Here is a 17481-nt window from a genome sequence, read left to right on the forward strand (position 1 = left end):
GGATGGGAGAGGAATGGCACAGCCCGCGATTCTCAGCGTCGACGACGACCCGAGCGTCTCCCGCGCCATAGCCAGGGACCTGCGACGACGCTACGGGGACAGGTATCGGATCATCCGAGCCCAGTCCGGCGACGAGGCACTGGCGGCGCTCAAGGAGATGAAGCTGCGCGGCGACGCCGTCGCGGTCCTGCTCGTCGACTACCGGATGCCCGGGATGAGCGGCATCGAGCTCCTCGAGCAGGGCATGGACCTGTACCCGGCCGCCCGGCGGGTACTGCTCACCGCCTACGCCGACACCGACGCCGCGATCGACGCGATCAACATCGTCGACCTCGACCACTACCTGCTCAAGCCGTGGGATCCACCCGAGGAGAAGCTCTATCCGGTGGTCGACGCCCTCCTCGAAGCGTGGATCAGCGATGAACACAGGCCGGTCACCGAGATCCGGGTGGTCGGACACCGGTGGTCGGCGCGCTCCTCGGACGTGCGCGAGTTCCTGGTCCGCAACCAACTCCCCTACCGGTGGTACATGTCCGACGAGCCGGAGGGCCGACGGCTGCTCGAGGCCGCGGGCGCCGACGGAATGCGACTGCCCGTGGTGATCACGAGCGACGGCAGTGCACTGGTGGAGCCGACCGACTCGGAACTGGCCGCCCGTGTGGGGCTCGCGACCACCCCGTTGTCGGACTTCTACGACCTCGTCGTCGTCGGCGGCGGGCCGGCAGGACTCGGCGCGGCGGTGTACGGGGCGTCGGAAGGCCTGCGCACCGTACTGGTCGAACGCACCGCCACGGGCGGGCAGGCAGGGCAGAGTTCCCGCATCGAGAACTATCTCGGCTTCCCGGACGGATTGTCCGGCGCCCAGCTCGCCGACCGGGCACGCAGGCAGGCCTCCAAGTTCGGCGCCGAGGTGATCACCACCCGCGACGTCGTCGCCCTGGAGGTGAACGGGTCCGCGCGCACCGTTCGGTTCGCCGACGGGGCCGCGCTGGACGCGCACAGCGTCATCCTCGCGACCGGGGTGTCCTATCGGCAGCTGTCGGCACCCGGGCTGAGCGAGTTCACCGGCCGGGGCGTGTACTACGGCTCGGCCGTGACGGAGGCCGCGCGATGCTGCGACCAGGACGTGTACGTGGTGGGCGGCGCCAACTCCGCGGGACAGGCGGCTGTCTATCTCGCCAGGGGCGCCCGCTCGGTGACCATCGTGGTGCGTGCCGGCTCTCTGGACGACTCCATGTCGCACTATCTGATTCAGCAGATCCAGCAGAACCCGAAGATCACGGTCCGGACGTGCTCGGAAGTGATCGGCGTGGACGGTGAGGACCACCTGGAGCGGATCACTCTGCGCGACAACACCACTGGACGCACCGAGTCCGTCGCCGCGCAGTGGCTTTTCCTTTTCATCGGAGCTGCGCCACGCACCGAGTGGCTCGACGGCGTAGTGGTGCGCGACGACAATGGATACGTGGTCTCCGGCCCGGATCTGATAGTCGACGGCAAACGGCCGCCCGGCTGGGAACTCGATCGCCTGCCGCACCAACTCGAGACCAGTGTGCCCGGGGTCTTCGCAGCCGGGGACGTGCGCGCCGACTCCGCGAAACGGGTGGCATCCGCCGTCGGAGAGGGAGCGATGGCAGTGATGCTCGTGCACCGATATCTGGCCAAGCCATGAGCACCGGGCCGACATGCACGCCGGAGGAACTGCGGACGCTGTTCCTCTTCGAGAAGCTGGACGACGACCAGCTCGGACAGCTGTGCCGCGCCGGGCGGATCGAGGTCGTCGAGCCGGGCCCGGTGTACCGCGAGGGCGACCCCGCGACGTGCTTCTACGTGCTCGTCGAAGGATCGGTGGTGCTCACCAAGCTCTCGGGTGGCCAGGACGTGGAGACCGTGCGTACCTCGCACCGCGGCGCGTACGCGGGCGCCTGGACCGCCTACATGGGCGACCGTGTGCCGCAGATCTACAACGGCTCGATGACGGTGCCCGAGCGGTCCACCTTCTTCGTCCTGGACGCGGCCGACTTCGCCCGCTTCATGGCGGAGTGGTTCCCGATGGCGATCCATCTGCTCGAGGGGCTGTTCTTCGGCAACCAGAGCGCCCGCGAGATCCTCGACCAGCGGGAGCGACTGCTCGCCCTCGGATCCCTGTCGGCCGGGCTGACACACGAGCTGAACAACCCTGCAGCGGCCGCGGTCAGGGCGACGTCCTCACTGCGGGACCGGGTCGCCGGGATGCGGCACAAGCTGGGGTTGATCGCCTCGGGCGCCTACGAACCCGCGACCCTCCGGGCACTGATCCGCATCCAGGAGGAGGCCGTGGAACTGGTCGCGAAGGCTCCCACGCTGAGCCCACTGGAGGCGTCGGACCGGGAGGACACCCTCGGCGAGTGGCTCGAGGACCACGACATCGCGGGAAGCTGGAACATCGCACCGACGTTCGTGCAGGCCGGGCTCGACGTCGCCTGGCTCGAGCGGGTCGCGGCCGCGGTCGAGCCGCCGATCCTCGCCGGTGCCGTCGCCTGGCTCAACTACACCATCGAGACCGAGCTTTTGATGAACGAGATCTCGGACTCCACCACCCGGATCAGCTCGTTGGTCGGCGCCGCCAAACAGTACTCGCAGATGGACCGTGCGCCGTTCCAGGTCTCGGACGTGCACGAACTGCTCGACAGCACGCTGGTGATGCTGAGCGGCAAGATCGGCGACGGCATCGACGTCGTCAAGGACTACGACCGCAGCCTGCCACGCGTGCCGTCATACGCCGCCGAACTCAACCAGGTGTGGACCAACCTCATCGACAACGCGGTGGCCGCCATGGACGGTCGCGGCACCCTCACCGTCCGCACCTACCGGGACGGGGACTGCCTCGCCGTGGCGATCGCGGACACGGGGAGCGGGATCCCCGAGGCGATCCGCGGCCGGATCTTCGAACCGTTCTTCACCACCAAGCCGGTGGGCGAAGGCACCGGACTCGGCCTCGACATCTCGTGGAGGATCGTGAACAGGCACGGGGGCGACATCCGCGTGACGTCTCAGCCGGGGCAGACCGAGTTCGTGGTCCGCGTCCCGTTGACCGCACCGCAAGGACGCGACGACGACTGAGGTCCGGGGAATCGACGACTCCCCGTTCACCCGTTCCCCGCGCGCGCCCGGGGAGCCGACGCGCCCCGCCGGCGGTCACCGCCCGCCGCGAGCACGCCGAGCACGATGAGCACCTCGGCGGCGATGTACGTCGCCATCACCCAGAAGCCCTCGACCGGCGGGGTGAACCAGTCGGCGAACGCGCCCAGCGCGATCATCCCGTCCGACACCAGGAACAGGCCGCCCCCGATCGCGACGGTGCGGTTCACACCGGCCGCCAGGATCGCCATGGCACCCAGCGCGGCGCCGTACACGAGCGCCGGCACCAGGAGCGCGCCCGCCCCCGGTGCGCACGCGGCGATCAGCAACGCCACCACGACGACGTAGGCCACGACGACACCGCGATTCCGACGAAGCACGTTCGCGGTGGTGAACGGCGCGAATGCAGCGATGTACGTGATCTGAGCCAGCAGGAAGAACCCCACCATCAGCAGGAACGCGGTGTCGCCGTGCGCCAGGTCGGGCGCGGAGTCGCCGAGCCAGGAGAGCCCCAGCGCGACGAGCGTGAGGACGACCAACCGACTGCGCGGGGCCACGGTGGACAGCCACAGCACCGCCGCGAGCATCGGCATCAGAAACCACTGAGTGACGTCCGCTGCCGTCTCCGCGCCGACGAGTTGCGCCGCCAGGTGCACGAGCGCGAGGGCCGCGAATGCCGCCCACGCGACCCGGACCGGCGTATTCTGCTGCCGTTTCACGGTCACATGCTAGGTCCTGCACCGGCGCCGCCGACGGGATCCAGCCATGTCCGCAATGATGAATGCCATGGCAGCAGAACACAGCTACGCCCTCGACGTCGCCTGGACAGGGAACCGCGGTACGGGAACGAGCGGCTACCGCGACTACGACCGTGACCACACGGTGACCGCGCCCGGTAAGCCGCCGCTGCGCGGCAGCGCCGACCCCGCCTTCCGCGGGGAGGCGGACCGGTGGAATCCGGAGGAGCTGCTCGTGGCCGCCCTGTCCCAGTGCCACATGCTGTCGTACCTGGCACTGGCCGCGGCAGGGGGCGTCGTCGTCCTCGGATACACCGATCAGCCGACTGGACGGATGCGACTGAACTCCGACGGGTCCGGCCAGTTCACCGAGGTGGTCCTGGCGCCGAAGGTGCTGGTGGCGGACCCGTCGATGGTGGCGGCGGCCGAAGGACTGCACGCCGACGCGCACGGCAAGTGCTTCATCGCGCGATCGGTGAACTTCCCGGTCGAACACCGCGCGGACGTCGCCGTCGCGGGGGCGGCCCGATGAGCGCGCGCACCCGGCTGATCGTCGACGTCGACACCGGCATCGACGATTCGGTCGCCCTGCTCTACCTGCTCGCGCGCGACGACGCCGAGATCCTCGCGGTCCTCTCGACCGCCGGCAACGTCCCGACCGCGCAGGTCGCGATCAACAACCTGGCCTGGCTCGAACTGTGCGGGCGGCCCGACATCGAGGTCGCCGTCGGCGCCGACGGTCCGCTGAGCGCCCCGTTGCGCACCACCGAGGACACCCACGGGCCGCAGGGAATCGGGTACGCGGTACTCCCCCGCCCGACGCGCGGCACGTCGGACCGCACCGCGTCGCAGGCGTGGATCGATCTCACCCGCGAGCATCCAGGAGAACTGGTCGGGCTCGTGACCGGCCCGCTCACCAACCTCGCGCTGGCGATCCGCGCCGATCCCGATCTCCCCGGACACCTGAAGCGTCTGGTCGTGATGGGAGGCGCTTTCCAGCATCCGGGCAACACGACACCGGTCGCAGAGTGGAACATTTCAGTCGATCCAGAGGCCGCCGCCGAGGTGTTCGCCGCCTTCTCGGCGGTCCCCGAGGACCGCTCGCCGATCATCTGCGGCCTCGACGTGACCGAACGAATCATCATGCGGCCCGACCATCTTCGCCGGCTCGCCGAACTCGCCGAGAGCACACCGGCCGAGACGATCCGCACCGAGGACGATTCGTCGGTCAGGTCGATCACCTCGAATCCGGTTGTGCGACATCTGTCGGACGCGGTGCGCTTCTACTTCGAGTTCCACCGCGACCACGGGCAGGGATTCATCGCGCACATGCACGACCCCTTCGCGGCCGCGGTCGCACTCGACCCGGGCATCGCCCGGTATCGCAGTGCGACCGTCGATGTGGAGACGGAGGGTCGGATCACCCGCGGTCAGACCGTCGCGGACTGGTACGGATTGTGGCAGAGATCACCCAACGCGTACATCACCTGGGAAACCGACCCCGACGCGTTTCTCGACGACCTCGTTCGCCGGATCGCAGGCCTCGCGAAGACCGTTGCGGTGTCGCCGAAGCGAACCGACCGGTAGCTCGTCACTGGTACCGTTTTCGACGATCTGGATGAACGTCCAGTCGGGCGTCCGGCTGCATCAACCAGGTCGTTCAGTCGGGAAATAAGGCGGTACACGTGGCACGACAGGCACGCGCCGTGGCAACACGGCAGCAGATCATCAGCGGAGCGGCTCGAATGTTCGAGCGGTCAGGGTTCGAAGGGGCAAGCCTCGGCGACATAGTCGACGGAGCGGGCACCACCAAGGGCGCGCTCTACTTCCACTTCCGTTCGAAGGACGAGCTCGCGAGAGTCGTCATCGACACGCACCATCAGACATCGATCGACACCGTCCGGGCGATTACCCTGTCCGGCGTCAGCCCGCTTCGACAACTCGTGATGCTGTGCCACGAAATGGGCAGACAGATCGTCCACGATCCGATCGTCCGGGCGGGCATGCGGCTCACGCTCGAGCTCAGCGGTGCGGGCGGCCCGGACCAGCAGTACGTCGACTGGATCGAGAGCAGCCGGCAGATCGTCGAATCCGGCGTCGGCCGTGGCGAGATCCTCGCGACCGTCGATCCGGACACGCTGGCGCGCTTCCTGAGTGGTTCGTTCATCGGCGTCCAACTGGTGTCGCAGGTCCTGGCCGGGCGCGAGGACCTCGAACAACGGATCGACGAGATGTGGTCGCTGCTGCTCCCCAGCATCGCCACCAGCCAGGACGCCGCCGAGCTCGCCGAGATTCGTGCCGCCCGCTGGGCGCCACCGACCCAAGCGGAAGCGCCGCAGGCGGATTCCGCCGTCGGCGCCTGAGCGGAACTCACCGCGTCAGCGGGCCCCGCAGCTGTTTCAGCTGCGGGGCCCGCCGCTGTCGGGCACACTGCCGCACATGGACCAACGCATCCACTTCGTCACCCTCGCGACACCGGATCTCGATGCGGCGCGCGCGTTCTACTGCGGCGGGCTCCGGTGGGAGCCGTTGCTGGACGTGCCCGGGGAGATCATCTTCTTCCAGACCGCGCCGGGCACCGTGCTCGGCCTGTTCGACGCGGAGAAGTTCGGTGAGGACTTGGGCCGGCCCGGCACCCACCTGGCGACCACGGGAATCACCTTCTCCCACAACGTCGACAGCGCGGAGGCCGTCGACACGCTCGTCGCCCAGGCCGCGCGCGCGGGTGCGAGCGTGGTCAAACACCCGCAGCCGGCGGCATTCGGCGGCTATCACGGGCACTTCGCGGACCCGAACGGCGTGGTCTGGGAGATCTGCCACAACCCCGGGTGGAGTGTCGATCCGGCCGGGCGGGTGCGGCTGACGACCGACTTCTGACCCTGTCGGGGAACGACGCGGGCCCCGCACCACCGGGAGTGGTGCGGGGCCCGCGTCGGAAAACGTTGCGGCGAACGCTATTCGGTTCCGTCGAACGCGTCGAGGATCCGGTGCGCCGCGAGGGCCGCGGTGAGCGAGCCGTCGCGCACCTGGTCCTCGACCTCGCCGCGGATCTTCTTCACGCGCTCGTTCGAGTCGAGCCGGCGCAGCAACTGGTCGTGGACCATCGACCACGTCCAGTCCACCTGCTGCTGGTGCCGCTTGCGTTCGAGTTCACCGGCGTCCCCGAGGACCGTGCGGTGCCGGAGCACCTCGTCCCAGAACTTGTCGACACCGGTGTTCTCGAGCGCGCTCATCGTCAGCACGGGCGGCTTCCACAGCGCGTCGTGCGGGTAGATCAGCCGCAGCGCGCCCGCCAGCTCGCGGGCCGCTGCCTTCGCCTCGATCTCGTGCCTGCCGTCGGCCTTGTTGACGCTGACGATGTCGGCGAGCTCGAGGACACCCTTCTTGATGCCCTGCAGCTGGTCACCGGTGCGGGCGAGGGTGAGGAACGTGAACGTGTCGACCATGTTCGCGACCGTCACCTCGGACTGCCCGACCCCGACCGTCTCGACGAGGATCACGTCGTAGCCGGCGGCCTCGAGCAGCACCATCGTCTCGCGGGTCGCCTTCGCGACGCCACCGAGCGTGCCCGACGTCGGGGACGGCCGAATGAACGCGTTGGGCTCCACCGACAGGTTCTGCATCCGGGTCTTGTCGCCCAGGATCGATCCACCCGTGCGGGTCGAGGACGGGTCGACCGCGAGGACGGCGACCTTGTGCCCCAACGAGAGCAGGTGCATCCCGAGGGCTTCGATCGTCGTCGACTTGCCGACGCCGGGAACACCCGTGATCCCGACCCGGATCGCGTTGCCGGCGTGCGGGAGCAGGCGCAGCAGCAGCTGCTGCGCCTGCTCCCGGTGATCGGCCCGGGTGGACTCGACGAGAGTGATGGCCTTGGAGACATCACTTCGCCGGCCCTCCAGGACCGCGTCACCGAGTGCAGCCAGATCGAGCGGCGGACGGTTAGTCGGCGGCAATCGGATCGTGTCCCAACTGCTCCGACAGCTTCTGCAGCAGGCCGATCGCCGCGTCGGCGAGGACCGTGCCGGGCGGGAAGATCGCCGCTGCACCGGCCTGGTACAGCTCGTCGAAGTCACCCGGCGGGATGACGCCGCCGACCACGACCATGATGTCGGGGCGACCCACCGCGGCGAGGGCCTCCCGCAGCGCCGGCACCAGCGTGAGGTGACCGGCGGCGAGGGAGGACACACCGACGATGTGGACGTCGGCGTCGGCCGCCTGCTGGGCGACCTCCTCGGGGGTCTGGAACAGCGGTCCCACGTCGACATCGAAGCCGAGGTCGGCGAAGCCCGTGGAGATCACCTTCTGGCCTCGGTCGTGACCGTCCTGGCCCATCTTCGCGACGAGGATGCGGGGACGACGTCCCTCCTCCTCGGCGAACCTCTCGACGAGTTCGATTGCGTTCGAGATGTTGCTCACCTTTCCGGCCTCGTCCCGGTACACACCGCTGATGGTCCGGATCTCGGCCTGGTGGCGCCCGTACACCTTCTCGAGCGCGTCGGAGATCTCGCCGCCGGTCGCCTTCGCACGGGCCGCGTTGATGGCCAGCGCCATCAGGTTGTTCTCCATGCCGCCCTCGGTGGAGGCCGCGGCGCGGGTGAGTTCGGCGAGCGCCGCCTGCGTGGCCGCCTCGTCGCGCTCGGCCCGCAGCTGCTGGAGCTTGGCGATCTGCTCGGCGCGCACCTTGGTGTTGTCGACCTTGAGGACCTCGATGCTGTCCGGCTCGTCCGGCACGTACTTGTTGACGCCGATCAGCGGCTGGCGACCGGAGTCGATACGGGCCTGGGTACGGGCCGCGGCCTCCTCGATGCGGAGCTTCGGGATGCCCTCACCGATGGCCTGCGCCATGCCGCCGGCCTCCTCGACCTCGGCGATGTGGGCGCGGGCCCGGTTCGCGAGTTCGTTGGTGAGCCACTCGACGTAGTGCGAGCCACCCCACGGGTCGATCGGACGGACGGTGTTCGACTCCTGCTGGATCAGCAGCTGCGTGTTGCGGGCGATGCGGGCCGAGAAGTCGGTCGGCAGCGCGATCGCCTCGTCGAGCGCGTTGGTGTGCAGCGACTGGGTGTGGCCCTGCGTCGCAGCCATCGCCTCGACACACGTGCGACCGACGTTGTTGAACACGTCCTGCGCGGTCAGCGACCAGCCGGAGGTCTGCGAGTGGGTACGCAGCGACAGCGACTTGGCATTCTTCGGAGCGAACTTCTCGACCAGCTCGGCCCACAGCAGACGCCCGGCGCGAAGCTTGGCGACCTCCATGAAGAAGTTCATGCCGATCGCCCAGAAGAACGACAGGCGCGGAGCGAACTTGTCGATGTCCATGCCCGCGTCGAGACCGGCGCGGATGTACTCGATGCCGTCGGCGAGCGTGTACGCCAGCTCCAGGTCGGCGGTCGCACCGGCCTCCTGGATGTGGTAGCCCGAGATGGAGATCGAGTTGAACTTCGGCATCTTCGCCGAGGTGTACGCGAAGATGTCGGAGATGATCCGCATCGACGGCTTCGGCGGGTAGATGTAGGTGTTGCGGACCATGAACTCTTTCAGAATGTCGTTCTGAATGGTTCCGGCCAGCTGCTCGGGGGCGACACCCTGCTCCTCGGCTGCCACGACGTACAGCGCGAGGATCGGCAGCACCGCGCCGTTCATCGTCATCGACACCGACACCTGCGACAGGTCGATGCCGTCGAACAGCTGTCGCATGTCGAGGATCGAGTCGATCGCGACGCCGGCCATGCCGACGTCACCCTGCACGCGCGGGTGATCGGAGTCGTAGCCGCGGTGCGTCGCGAGGTCGAACGCGACCGACAGGCCCTTCTGACCGGACGCGAGGTTGCGGCGGTAGAACGCGTTGGACTCGGCGGCGGTGGAGAATCCCGCGTACTGGCGGATGGTCCACGGCTGGTTGACGTACATCGTCGGGTACGGGCCGCGCAGGAACGGCGCCGCGCCCGGGTAGCTGCCCAGCGGGTAGCCGTCGGCCTCGGCCGCGTCGCGATCGGCCTTGGTGTAGACCGGCTTGACGTCGATGCCCTCGGGCGTCGACCACACCACCTGCTCGGCGGTGTAGTTGTTCGCGGTCGCCAGGTTCTCGACGAGTGCGTCGGTCTGCTCCGCGGTGGGAGCAGCCGGCTGCGGGAACTCCGGGTCCGTCAACGCGACGTCGGCAAAGCTGCCGATGAGGTGCTTGACCTCGTTGGTTGTCACTTGATGCTCCCAGTTTCGATAGCGCCGAGCAGTTCGGTCAGGGCCGCGACTGCGTCGATGCGAGCGGTAAGGAATCCGTCGGGGCGCTCGGCACCCTCGACCTCGGCGAAGATCTTCTCCGGCCCGGCCAGCAGCACCTGCTCGATGCCGGCGTCGCGGAGCGCGGCGACAGCCGCGGCACCCTGCTCGCCGTAGCGCTTGTCGGTGCCACACAGCACCGCGATCGTCGCGCCCGACTCCTTGACAGCCGTAGCGATGCCGCCGTCGGCCGGATCCAGCGGACCCGGGTTGACGGCCTCGATGCCACCGGAGGCCAGCAGGTTCGTCGCGAAAGTGGTGCGCACATTGTGCTCCGCGACCGGGCCCAGCGGTGCCAGCAGCACCTGGGGCCGGGCGCCGTTCGCGGCGAGGAAGGCGTCCGAGCGGTCGCGCAGCGCCTCGAACGCGGCGGCGTAGCGAGCGACGGTCACGCCGGCGGCGGTGGAACCCGCCTCGGCGGCACCTGCGGGCAGCGGGGCCTCGCCGAGGTTCGGGAACTCGTTGATGCCCGTGACGGCAGTCCGGCGATGCGCGATGTCGGCGTCGCGGGCCGCCTTGGTGGCGGCGATCCGGTCGGCGACGACACCGGCAGCGAGCGCGGCGCTGTAGCCGCCGGCGGCCTCGATCTGCTGGAAGAACTCCCACGCCTTGTCGGCGACCTGCTGCGTGAGCTGCTCGACGTACCACGATCCGGCGCCCGGATCGAGGACGCGACCGAGGTGCGACTCTTCGAGCAGCAGCAGCTGGGTGTTGCGGGCGATGCGCTCGGAGAACGACTTCGAGACACCCGCGGCACCCGAGGGCAGCGCGACGTCGAACGGCAGGACGGTGACCGAGTCGGCGCCGCCGACACCCGCACCGAACGCTGCGAGGGTGGTGCGGAGCATGTTCACCCACGGGTCGCGCTGCGACATCATCGCGGCCGACGTGACCGCGTGCTGGACGGCGCCACCGAACTCGGAGGCCCCGCACACCTGCGCGACCCGAGCCCACACCTGGCGTCCGGCACGGAACTTCGCGATGGTCTGGAACTGGTCGTCGGTCGCGGCGAGGCGGAACTCGAGCTGGCCCAGGGCCGCCGAGATCGTCAGGCCCTGCTCGGTGAGCGCGCGCAGGTACTCGACGCCGGCCGCGACGGCCGCACCGAGCTCCTCGGCATCGCCGGCACCGGCGTTGTGGAAGGCCGTGCCGTCCACCGTGATCGCCCGCACCGTCTCGGCGCGCGCGGCGGCGGTGTCCGCGAGCGCGACCGCATCGGCCAGCTCGACACCGGCGGCACCGGAGAACGCGTCGGTGAGCGGCGAGGCGCCGAGACCGATCCGAACCTGGGCGCGATCGGTGACACCGTCACCCGCGGCGGCGCGCGCGTCGAGCAGCGCGTAGACCTGCTGCGCTGCCGCCGCCACGTCGGCACCGGCGTCCAGGGTCAGCGGCGCCAGATCCAGCAGCACTCCCGTGAGCGCGAGGTCGAGCGCGGCGACGGGGAGGTTCTTGCCGCCGAGCGACAGCCGCACGGCGCTCACGCCGTTCTCGAGGCCGTCGAGGATCGCGCGGTTGACCTCGGCGCCGTTCTGCGCGTCCTGACCGAAGAGCGCGGCGACGAGCCAACCGGAGTTGACGTCACGGCTGCCGTCGGCGCCGCGGACGAACGGGAACTGTCCGGGCAGCGGGGCCTCGGGGAGCTCGTCGCGTCCGGTGTACAGCGGCGAGACGGTGACACCGTCGTACGTGGTGGTGTCGAGAAGCTTCTGCGGTTCCGGGCCCAGCTCGGCGGCGTCCACTCGACGCGACTTGGCGAGCACGCCGGCGACGGCCTGCTGCCATTCCGAGTAGGCGCGCGCGGCGTCCTCGGCTTCTGAAGCTGGTGACACGGGGCGACTCCCTCTCACTCTCGTGTGCGATCGCTCATGGCGAACGGTCTTCCAATCGGACAGAACAATCGGACAAACAAATGGGACGATTGCCGTCCCCTGACTTGTGATGCTAACCGCACCCACGCGGTCGCCGACGTGAGGCCACCCACGGTTCGTTAGCCTCGAATCATGACCGTTGCGAACGTCCTGGAAGAAGGTGTCTCGATCACCCCGCAACGGCTGTTCCGAATGCTGCCGCCGCAGCGACTCGACGGTTTCAACCGCATCACCATGGAGATCGACGGACTCGACCCTCGGGCGGCCTCCCCTACCGCCACGCTGGGCATTCTCGTCGACGACGTCCTCGGATTCACGCTGTGGGACCGTCGCGGCGAGCGCACCGGCCTCGTCACCGCGGATTTGTCAGTGGACTTCATCACACCGACCGGTTGGGTCGGCCCGGAACTCCACGCCGACGGTCGTGTGGTCGCGGTCACAGAGGACGGCGGCGTCAGCGCCACGGAGATCCGCGACTCGGACGGCACCCTGATCGCGACCGGCACCGCGTGGGGCAACTTCGTCGACGCCGGCGCCGACCGCAGCTCCGCCGTCGTGCGCCCGCTCGCCACGGCCGGCACGATCCCCGCGCCGTCCACGGCTCCCCTCGTGCGCATCGGCGGACGATTCGAGGTCGGCGACCGCACCCGCCTGATCGTGCCGCCCAACGCGGCCCTGGCGAACAAGCTCGGAGTGATGCACGGGGGCATCCAGGCGAGCGCGATCGACCTGGTCGGCAACGCGGCCGTCAGCACACCCGAAGCACCGATGCACACCGCGTCGTTGCGCATCAACTACTTCCGCCCCGCACCCGTCGATTCCGACGTCGTGTTCGCCGCCGAGGTGATCCGGGCGGGTCGCTCGGTCGCCGTCGCCCGGGTGACGAGCACCGGCGGCGACGGTCGGGTGTGCGCGGTCGCCACCGTCACGTGCCGCAGGCCGAGCAGGTCCGCCGCACCGGCGCGCCGCGGCGCCGCGTTCGTGCGCGAATAGCGGTGCGCCGCGGGGGTATCCTGACCGATCGTGATTGCGCGACTGAGGGATCCCCGGCTTCTCGGCGCCCTCGTCGGGTTGGCCGTGCTGTTCGTGGTGGCCGCGATGGTTCCGCACCCCTCGGTCGACCAGATCCGGGCGTGGGCCGACGCCGTCGGACCGATGTTCGTGGTCGTGTTCTTCCTCGTGCACGTCGTGGTGACGATGGCACCGATCCCCCGCACCATCTTCACGGTCAGCGCGGGCGTGCTGTTCGGTGCCGCGACGGGCATCGCGGTGTCGATCGCGGCCACGACCGTGAGCGCGGTGCTCGCGCTGCTGGTGGTGCGCGCAATCGGCCGTGACGCGGTGGCCGCCCATCTGACGCACCCGGCGGTGAAGGCGGTGGACGCACGGCTGGCGCGGCGCGGGTGGCTCGCGGTCGGCTCCCTCCGGCTGATCGCCGCGATCCCGTTCTCGGTGGTCAACTACTGCTGCGGCGTGTCCTCGATCCGCGTGCTCCCCTTCACCGTCGCGACCGTCGTCGGGGCCCTGCCGGGCACGGTCGGCGTGGTGCTGCTCGCGGACGCGCTCACCGGCGAGACCGATCCGGCCATGTTGGCGGTGTCCGGGGTCTGCATCGCCGTCGGCGTCCTCGGGCTGTTCGTCGACGCGCGGACGCCGATCCCGGAAGCCGCCGTCAAGGATCTGGACTGAACTCCAGGAAGTAAAGCTTTGAGGCTTGATATCTGGCAATCAAGGCCTTAGCCTTGCTCCATGTACGTCCTGACCGTGGATCAGCGCGGCAGCCGACGCGACATCGACCGCGTCGCGCCGCTCCTCGCCGACCTCGCGCAGCGCCCGCTCCTGCGACCGTTCGAACGCACCGCGGGCGACGAGGTGCAGGCCGTCGCCGACGACCCCGCGATCGTCGTCGACCTGGCCCTGGAGCTCGTCCGCCGCGGGCACTGGAGCGTCGGCATCGGTGCCGGCGCGGTCGAGGAACCGCTTCCCGCGCAGACACGCGCCGGACGAGGTCCGGCCTTCGAAGCCGCGCGGGTGGCCGTCGACCGGGCCAAGAAGGCGCCCGCCGCGGTGGCCGTCGAGGCCGACGACCCGGACGCGGCACTGGACGCCGACACGGCCCTGTCGCTGATCGCCCTGCTGGTGGCGCGGCGGTCACCGCAGGGACAGGCCGCGGTGGATCTGATGGAGCGCGGGCTCACCCAGGCCGAGGCCGCCGCCGAACTCGGAATCAGCAAGCAGGCCGTGTCCCAGCGGCTTTCCGCCGCGGGATGGCAGGCCGAGGTGGCCGGCCGGCGCCTGGCCGCGCGACTACTCGGGAGGGCCGAACGATGACCGCACTCAGCCTCACGCTCATCGGCCTCGCCGCGCTGGTGGGGACGATGGCGGGCAGACTGGGGGCGGCCTCCCGGCCCGCGGGCGTCGGCGTCCGACTCGCCCCGGTCGCCGCCGTCCTCGCCCTGGCCGGCGCGGCACTCGCGGCGAGCGCCGCGCCGCCGGTCCACGGATTCGCCCTCGCCGCGACGTACGTCCTGACGGTCGCCGCGGCGGCGACCGGCGGCGCGCCAATGGTGCTGGCCGCCTTCCGCTTCGCGCGCAAGCAGCCCGACGCCGGACCGGAACCGGACGACGGCCCGCTCCGCGGCGGCCGCGTGATCGGCCTGCTGGAACGGACCGCCGTCGCGGTGTCCATCCTCGCCGGCTGGCCCGAGGGGATCGCCATCGTCCTCGCAGTCAAGGGCCTGGCCCGCTACCCCGAGCTGCGCGAGCCGCACGCGTCGGAGCAGTTCATCATCGGCACCTTCACCAGCGTGCTGTGGGCAGTCGCCGTTGCGGGGGTCGGCCGGGCGCTGGTCACCTAGCTGTACTGCTCGGGGACGTTGATCAATCGTGAGAACGACGGCTGGTTGCCGCACGCCGTGTGCGGGCGATGCTGGTTGTACTGGTGCAACCACACCCCAAGCGCTCCCCGCCGCTCTTGTTCTGAGGTGTAGCAGCGGGCGTAGGCCCATCCGTCGGCCATAGTGCGGTGGAAGCGCTCCACCTTTCCATTTGTCTGTGGCCGGTACGGTCGCGTGCGCTTATGTGTAATTGACAGGTCCTCGCACGTATCGCGCCACAGGAACGATCGGTAAGCGCCACCGTTGTCCGACAGAACCCGCTCGATCGTGACGCCGCGGTCGGCGAACCATTCGACTGCACGGCGCAGAACGGCGACGGCGGTGACGGCTGTCTCATCATCGTGGACCTCGGTGTATGCCGCCCGTGAGTGATCATCGAGAACTGTGTGCACGAAGGTGTACCCGAGCTTCGGGTTGCGCCATTTTTTCTTCGGCTTGCCAGGGGTGGCTGCGCGGTTGCGGTCGCCTTGGGGGCGGCCGACGTAGCGCCGGCCGCCGCCGTCGGGGATGTTCCCGAGCTTCTTCACGTCCACGTGGACGAGCGACCCCGGGTGGTCGTGCTCGTACCGGCGAATTGGCTCACCGGTCGCCCGGTCCATATAGGACAGCCGATTCAGACGCGCCGAGCACAGGATGCGATGCACCGTCGACGGGGCGACGCCAAGCCTGCTCGCGAGTTGAACCGGGCCTTCGCGCAGCCGCATCCGCAGGCTCACACATCGCTGCGTCACGGCCTTGCCCGTCTTGTTCGGCGATGTTCTCGGCCGCGAGGAGCGATCGTGCATCGGCACACCGGCGAGGTAGCGATCGACCCAGCGCTTCACGGTCGGCCAGGACACCTGGAAACGGGCGGCGACCTCGCTGATCGGCCACGCCTCCTCGACGACGAGACGGGCAACCTTGAGGCGGTGTCTTGGCGTGAGCGCGGCATTGGGGTGTGTCATGAAATCTTTCGGGAATGTAAGAGGGCCAGCCGTTTCGGCTGGCCCTCTTCAGGTCTGTCTGCGGTTCAGTTAGCTGGGGAAGTCGCTGCTGCAGCGAGGATGTGGGCGAGGTCGCCGGGGCGGCTCCACATGGGCCAATGCCCGGTCGGGAGGTCGATGAGGTCAACATGGTCGAGGTTTGACACCTCGACGAACATGGGATGACCCGCGTTGGCCAGCTCCATTATCTGCGCGCTCGGGATCGAGCAGCACACCAGAGTGGTCGGGACCGCCAGACGCGCATCGTTGGTGAGCTCCACTTGCTGGCGTAGCACGGGACCGGGTTCTGGAACGGCCCTGGCTCGAAAGCGCTCGAGAGCCTCGGTGCTCAGGCCCTCAAGGCTGGCCTGCTCCCCGAGCGCGTCGAAGGGCGGCAGGGGCAACTCGTCCAGATCCTCGGGCGCATCCGGGGCGAAGACACTGCCGGACGCGACAGGCCCACTATCGACCCACACCACTCGGCGGACAAGTTCAGGATGCTGATCGAGCACAAGGCTTACCGGCGCGTTGGCTCCGCTGTGCGCCACGATGACTACCGGCTGGGCCTCGGAAGCCTCAGCCTGGGTCATAGTCTGCTCGATCGCCATCGCCTGGTCATCGAGCGTCCTGGACGCCCGCTTGGGGTCCCGCTCATCGAGGCCGGGAAGCGTCATCGGGATGGTTCGCCAGCCGTCAGCGGTCAGGTGTTCCAGCACCTCGTCCCATGCCCAAGCCCCCAGCCAATGGCCAGCGATCAGGATGATGGTCGGGCTGCTCGCGTTTGTCGTCACACCACGATGCTCTCAAGCCTCTAGGACAAGGGCATGTCACCATTTTGGCATGATTTTTTGCCGGGATGGGAAATGAGCAGGAGTGGGAGATGAAGAGGGCGGAGCGGCTCCACGCCCTGTCCGAGATGCTGCGACGCAGCGGATCGCGTGGATGCACTGCTGAGCGACTGGCAAAAGAGTTCGGCGTGTCCGTGCGGACGGTCAAGAGAGACCTCACCGCGCTCGAGAACAGTGGCGCGCTGATCTGGTCGCGTCCGGGCCCCGGCGGTGGCTACGGGCTAGTCGCCCGAGGCACCCTGCCACCGGTCAGCCTGACCCCTGTGCAGGCAGTGGCGCTACTCGCGGCAGTCTCTGCTGCACCCGATGCCCCCTACGCCGATCTCGCCTTAGCGGGCGTTCGGAAGATAATGGACGTACTCGATCCACGGACCCGGACGAAGGCTGATGAGCTGGCCACTCGCGTCTGGGTCAACGCGCCTCCTACTCCGCGCACGATCAAGTCAGCGCTGGAGGAAGCGATGGCCGAGCAACGGGTGGTGCGTATCCGCTACACCTCGCGTGACGGCAACACCACCACCCGCGACGTCGAGCCGGTGATGTTCGCCTCCACGAACGGCCATTGGTACCTGATCGGCTGGTGCAGGCTACGCAGCGATATGCGGTGGTTCCTCGTGTCCCGTATCGAGCACGCCAGTGCAACCAAGATTGCCTGCAGCGGCCATGACATTGACGAGATCGGCATCCCCCCAGCGACAGCAAGACCCGTGAATGGCCAAGGTGAGTGAGGCACTCGATCAACGTCTCCGGTTAGTACACCTAGC

Annotated in this window: 17 protein-coding genes; 11 read left to right on the forward strand and 6 right to left on the reverse strand. The window is 69.0% G+C overall.

Going from position 1 to position 17481, the window contains the following annotated elements; translation table 11 throughout:
• The first annotated feature begins 13 nt into the window (after window positions 1-13).
• Both ABI214_RS02435 and ABI214_RS02440 read left to right on the forward strand, forming a co-directional pair.
• Complete coding sequence (locus ABI214_RS02435; protein WP_348605793.1) at window positions 14-1672, forward strand: FAD-dependent oxidoreductase; 1659 nt, start codon at window positions 14-16, stop codon at window positions 1670-1672.
• On the forward strand, window positions 1669-3102 hold the full coding sequence (locus tag ABI214_RS02440) for an ATP-binding protein (protein ID WP_348605795.1): 1434 nt from the start codon (window positions 1669-1671) through the stop codon (window positions 3100-3102). Before ABI214_RS02435 ends, ABI214_RS02440 begins: the two co-directional genes overlap by 4 nt.
• 26 nt (window positions 3103-3128) lie before the next feature.
• Here the strand turns inward: ABI214_RS02440 and ABI214_RS02445 are convergent, their stop codons facing one another.
• Window positions 3129-3839 carry a lysoplasmalogenase gene (locus ABI214_RS02445; RefSeq protein WP_348605797.1) on the reverse strand — a complete coding sequence of 237 codons (711 nt, stop codon included), beginning with the start codon at window positions 3837-3839 and terminating at the stop codon, window positions 3129-3131.
• A gap of 67 nt (window positions 3840-3906) precedes the next feature.
• Between ABI214_RS02445 and ABI214_RS02450 the strand changes: the two genes are divergently transcribed.
• The 4 genes from ABI214_RS02450 (at window position 3907) to ABI214_RS02465 (ending at window position 6734) form a co-directional block, all read left to right on the forward strand.
• Complete coding sequence (locus ABI214_RS02450) at window positions 3907-4389, forward strand: OsmC family protein (RefSeq protein WP_348605799.1); 483 nt, start codon at window positions 3907-3909, stop codon at window positions 4387-4389.
• Window positions 4386-5444 carry a nucleoside hydrolase gene (locus tag ABI214_RS02455; protein ID WP_348605801.1) on the forward strand — a complete coding sequence of 353 codons (1059 nt, stop codon included), beginning with the start codon at window positions 4386-4388 and terminating at the stop codon, window positions 5442-5444. Before ABI214_RS02450 ends, ABI214_RS02455 begins: the two co-directional genes overlap by 4 nt.
• 98 nt (window positions 5445-5542) lie before the next feature.
• Entirely contained in the window at window positions 5543-6220 is a 678-nt protein-coding gene (locus tag ABI214_RS02460; protein ID WP_348605803.1) for a ScbR family autoregulator-binding transcription factor, read from the forward strand.
• Window positions 6221-6296: 76 nt separating this feature from the next.
• The gene (locus ABI214_RS02465) at window positions 6297-6734 is read left to right on the forward strand and encodes a VOC family protein (protein WP_348605806.1); all 438 of its coding nucleotides are present in this window, start codon (window positions 6297-6299) and stop codon (window positions 6732-6734) included.
• Between the two features lie 77 nt (window positions 6735-6811).
• Here the strand turns inward: ABI214_RS02465 and meaB are convergent, their stop codons facing one another.
• From meaB to mutA, 3 genes are read right to left on the reverse strand one after another with little or no spacing between them, the layout of a single operon-like run.
• Window positions 6812-7813, reverse strand: coding sequence for a methylmalonyl Co-A mutase-associated GTPase MeaB (meaB, locus tag ABI214_RS02470; protein WP_348605808.1), 1002 nt, complete (start codon window positions 7811-7813; stop codon window positions 6812-6814).
• Entirely contained in the window at window positions 7800-10061 is a 2262-nt protein-coding gene (gene scpA, locus ABI214_RS02475) for a methylmalonyl-CoA mutase (protein ID WP_348605810.1), read from the reverse strand. The genes meaB and scpA overlap by 14 nt, the downstream gene beginning before the upstream one ends.
• Complete coding sequence (mutA, locus tag ABI214_RS02480; RefSeq protein ID WP_348605812.1) at window positions 10058-11971, reverse strand: methylmalonyl-CoA mutase small subunit; 1914 nt, start codon at window positions 11969-11971, stop codon at window positions 10058-10060. The genes scpA and mutA overlap by 4 nt, the downstream gene beginning before the upstream one ends.
• Before the next feature lie 171 nt (window positions 11972-12142).
• On the opposite strand from mutA, the gene ABI214_RS02485 reads away from it, so the two are divergent.
• The 4 genes from ABI214_RS02485 to ABI214_RS02500 are packed head-to-tail and all read left to right on the forward strand — an operon-like array spanning window position 12143 to window position 14868.
• The gene (locus ABI214_RS02485) at window positions 12143-13003 is read left to right on the forward strand and encodes a PaaI family thioesterase (RefSeq protein ID WP_348605814.1); all 861 of its coding nucleotides are present in this window, start codon (window positions 12143-12145) and stop codon (window positions 13001-13003) included.
• A 30-nt stretch (window positions 13004-13033) separates the two neighbouring features.
• Entirely contained in the window at window positions 13034-13699 is a 666-nt protein-coding gene (locus ABI214_RS02490; protein ID WP_348605816.1) for a TVP38/TMEM64 family protein, read from the forward strand.
• A gap of 60 nt (window positions 13700-13759) precedes the next feature.
• A complete protein-coding gene (locus ABI214_RS02495) occupies window positions 13760-14341 on the forward strand; it encodes a hypothetical protein (protein ID WP_348605818.1) in 582 nt (193 codons plus the stop codon).
• Entirely contained in the window at window positions 14338-14868 is a 531-nt protein-coding gene (locus ABI214_RS02500) for a hypothetical protein (protein ID WP_348605820.1), read from the forward strand. The genes ABI214_RS02495 and ABI214_RS02500 overlap by 4 nt, the downstream gene beginning before the upstream one ends.
• On the opposite strand, the gene ABI214_RS02505 is transcribed toward ABI214_RS02500, so the two are convergent.
• Both ABI214_RS02505 and ABI214_RS02510 read right to left on the reverse strand, forming a co-directional pair.
• A complete protein-coding gene (locus ABI214_RS02505; RefSeq protein ID WP_348605822.1) occupies window positions 14865-15851 on the reverse strand; it encodes an IS481 family transposase in 987 nt (328 codons plus the stop codon). The genes ABI214_RS02500 and ABI214_RS02505 overlap by 4 nt on opposite strands.
• Before the next feature lie 65 nt (window positions 15852-15916).
• Window positions 15917-16660, reverse strand: coding sequence for an alpha/beta fold hydrolase (locus ABI214_RS02510; RefSeq protein WP_348605825.1), 744 nt, complete (start codon window positions 16658-16660; stop codon window positions 15917-15919).
• Window positions 16661-16749: 89 nt separating this feature from the next.
• Between ABI214_RS02510 and ABI214_RS02515 the strand changes: the two genes are divergently transcribed.
• Window positions 16750-17445: a helix-turn-helix transcriptional regulator gene (locus ABI214_RS02515; protein ID WP_348605827.1), complete on the forward strand. Its 696-nt coding sequence runs from the start codon at window positions 16750-16752 to the stop codon at window positions 17443-17445.
• Window positions 17446-17481 lie beyond the last annotated feature (36 nt).

The organism is Prescottella soli, assembly GCF_040024445.1.
Classification (GTDB): Bacteria; Actinomycetota; Actinomycetes; order Mycobacteriales; family Mycobacteriaceae; genus Prescottella; species Prescottella soli.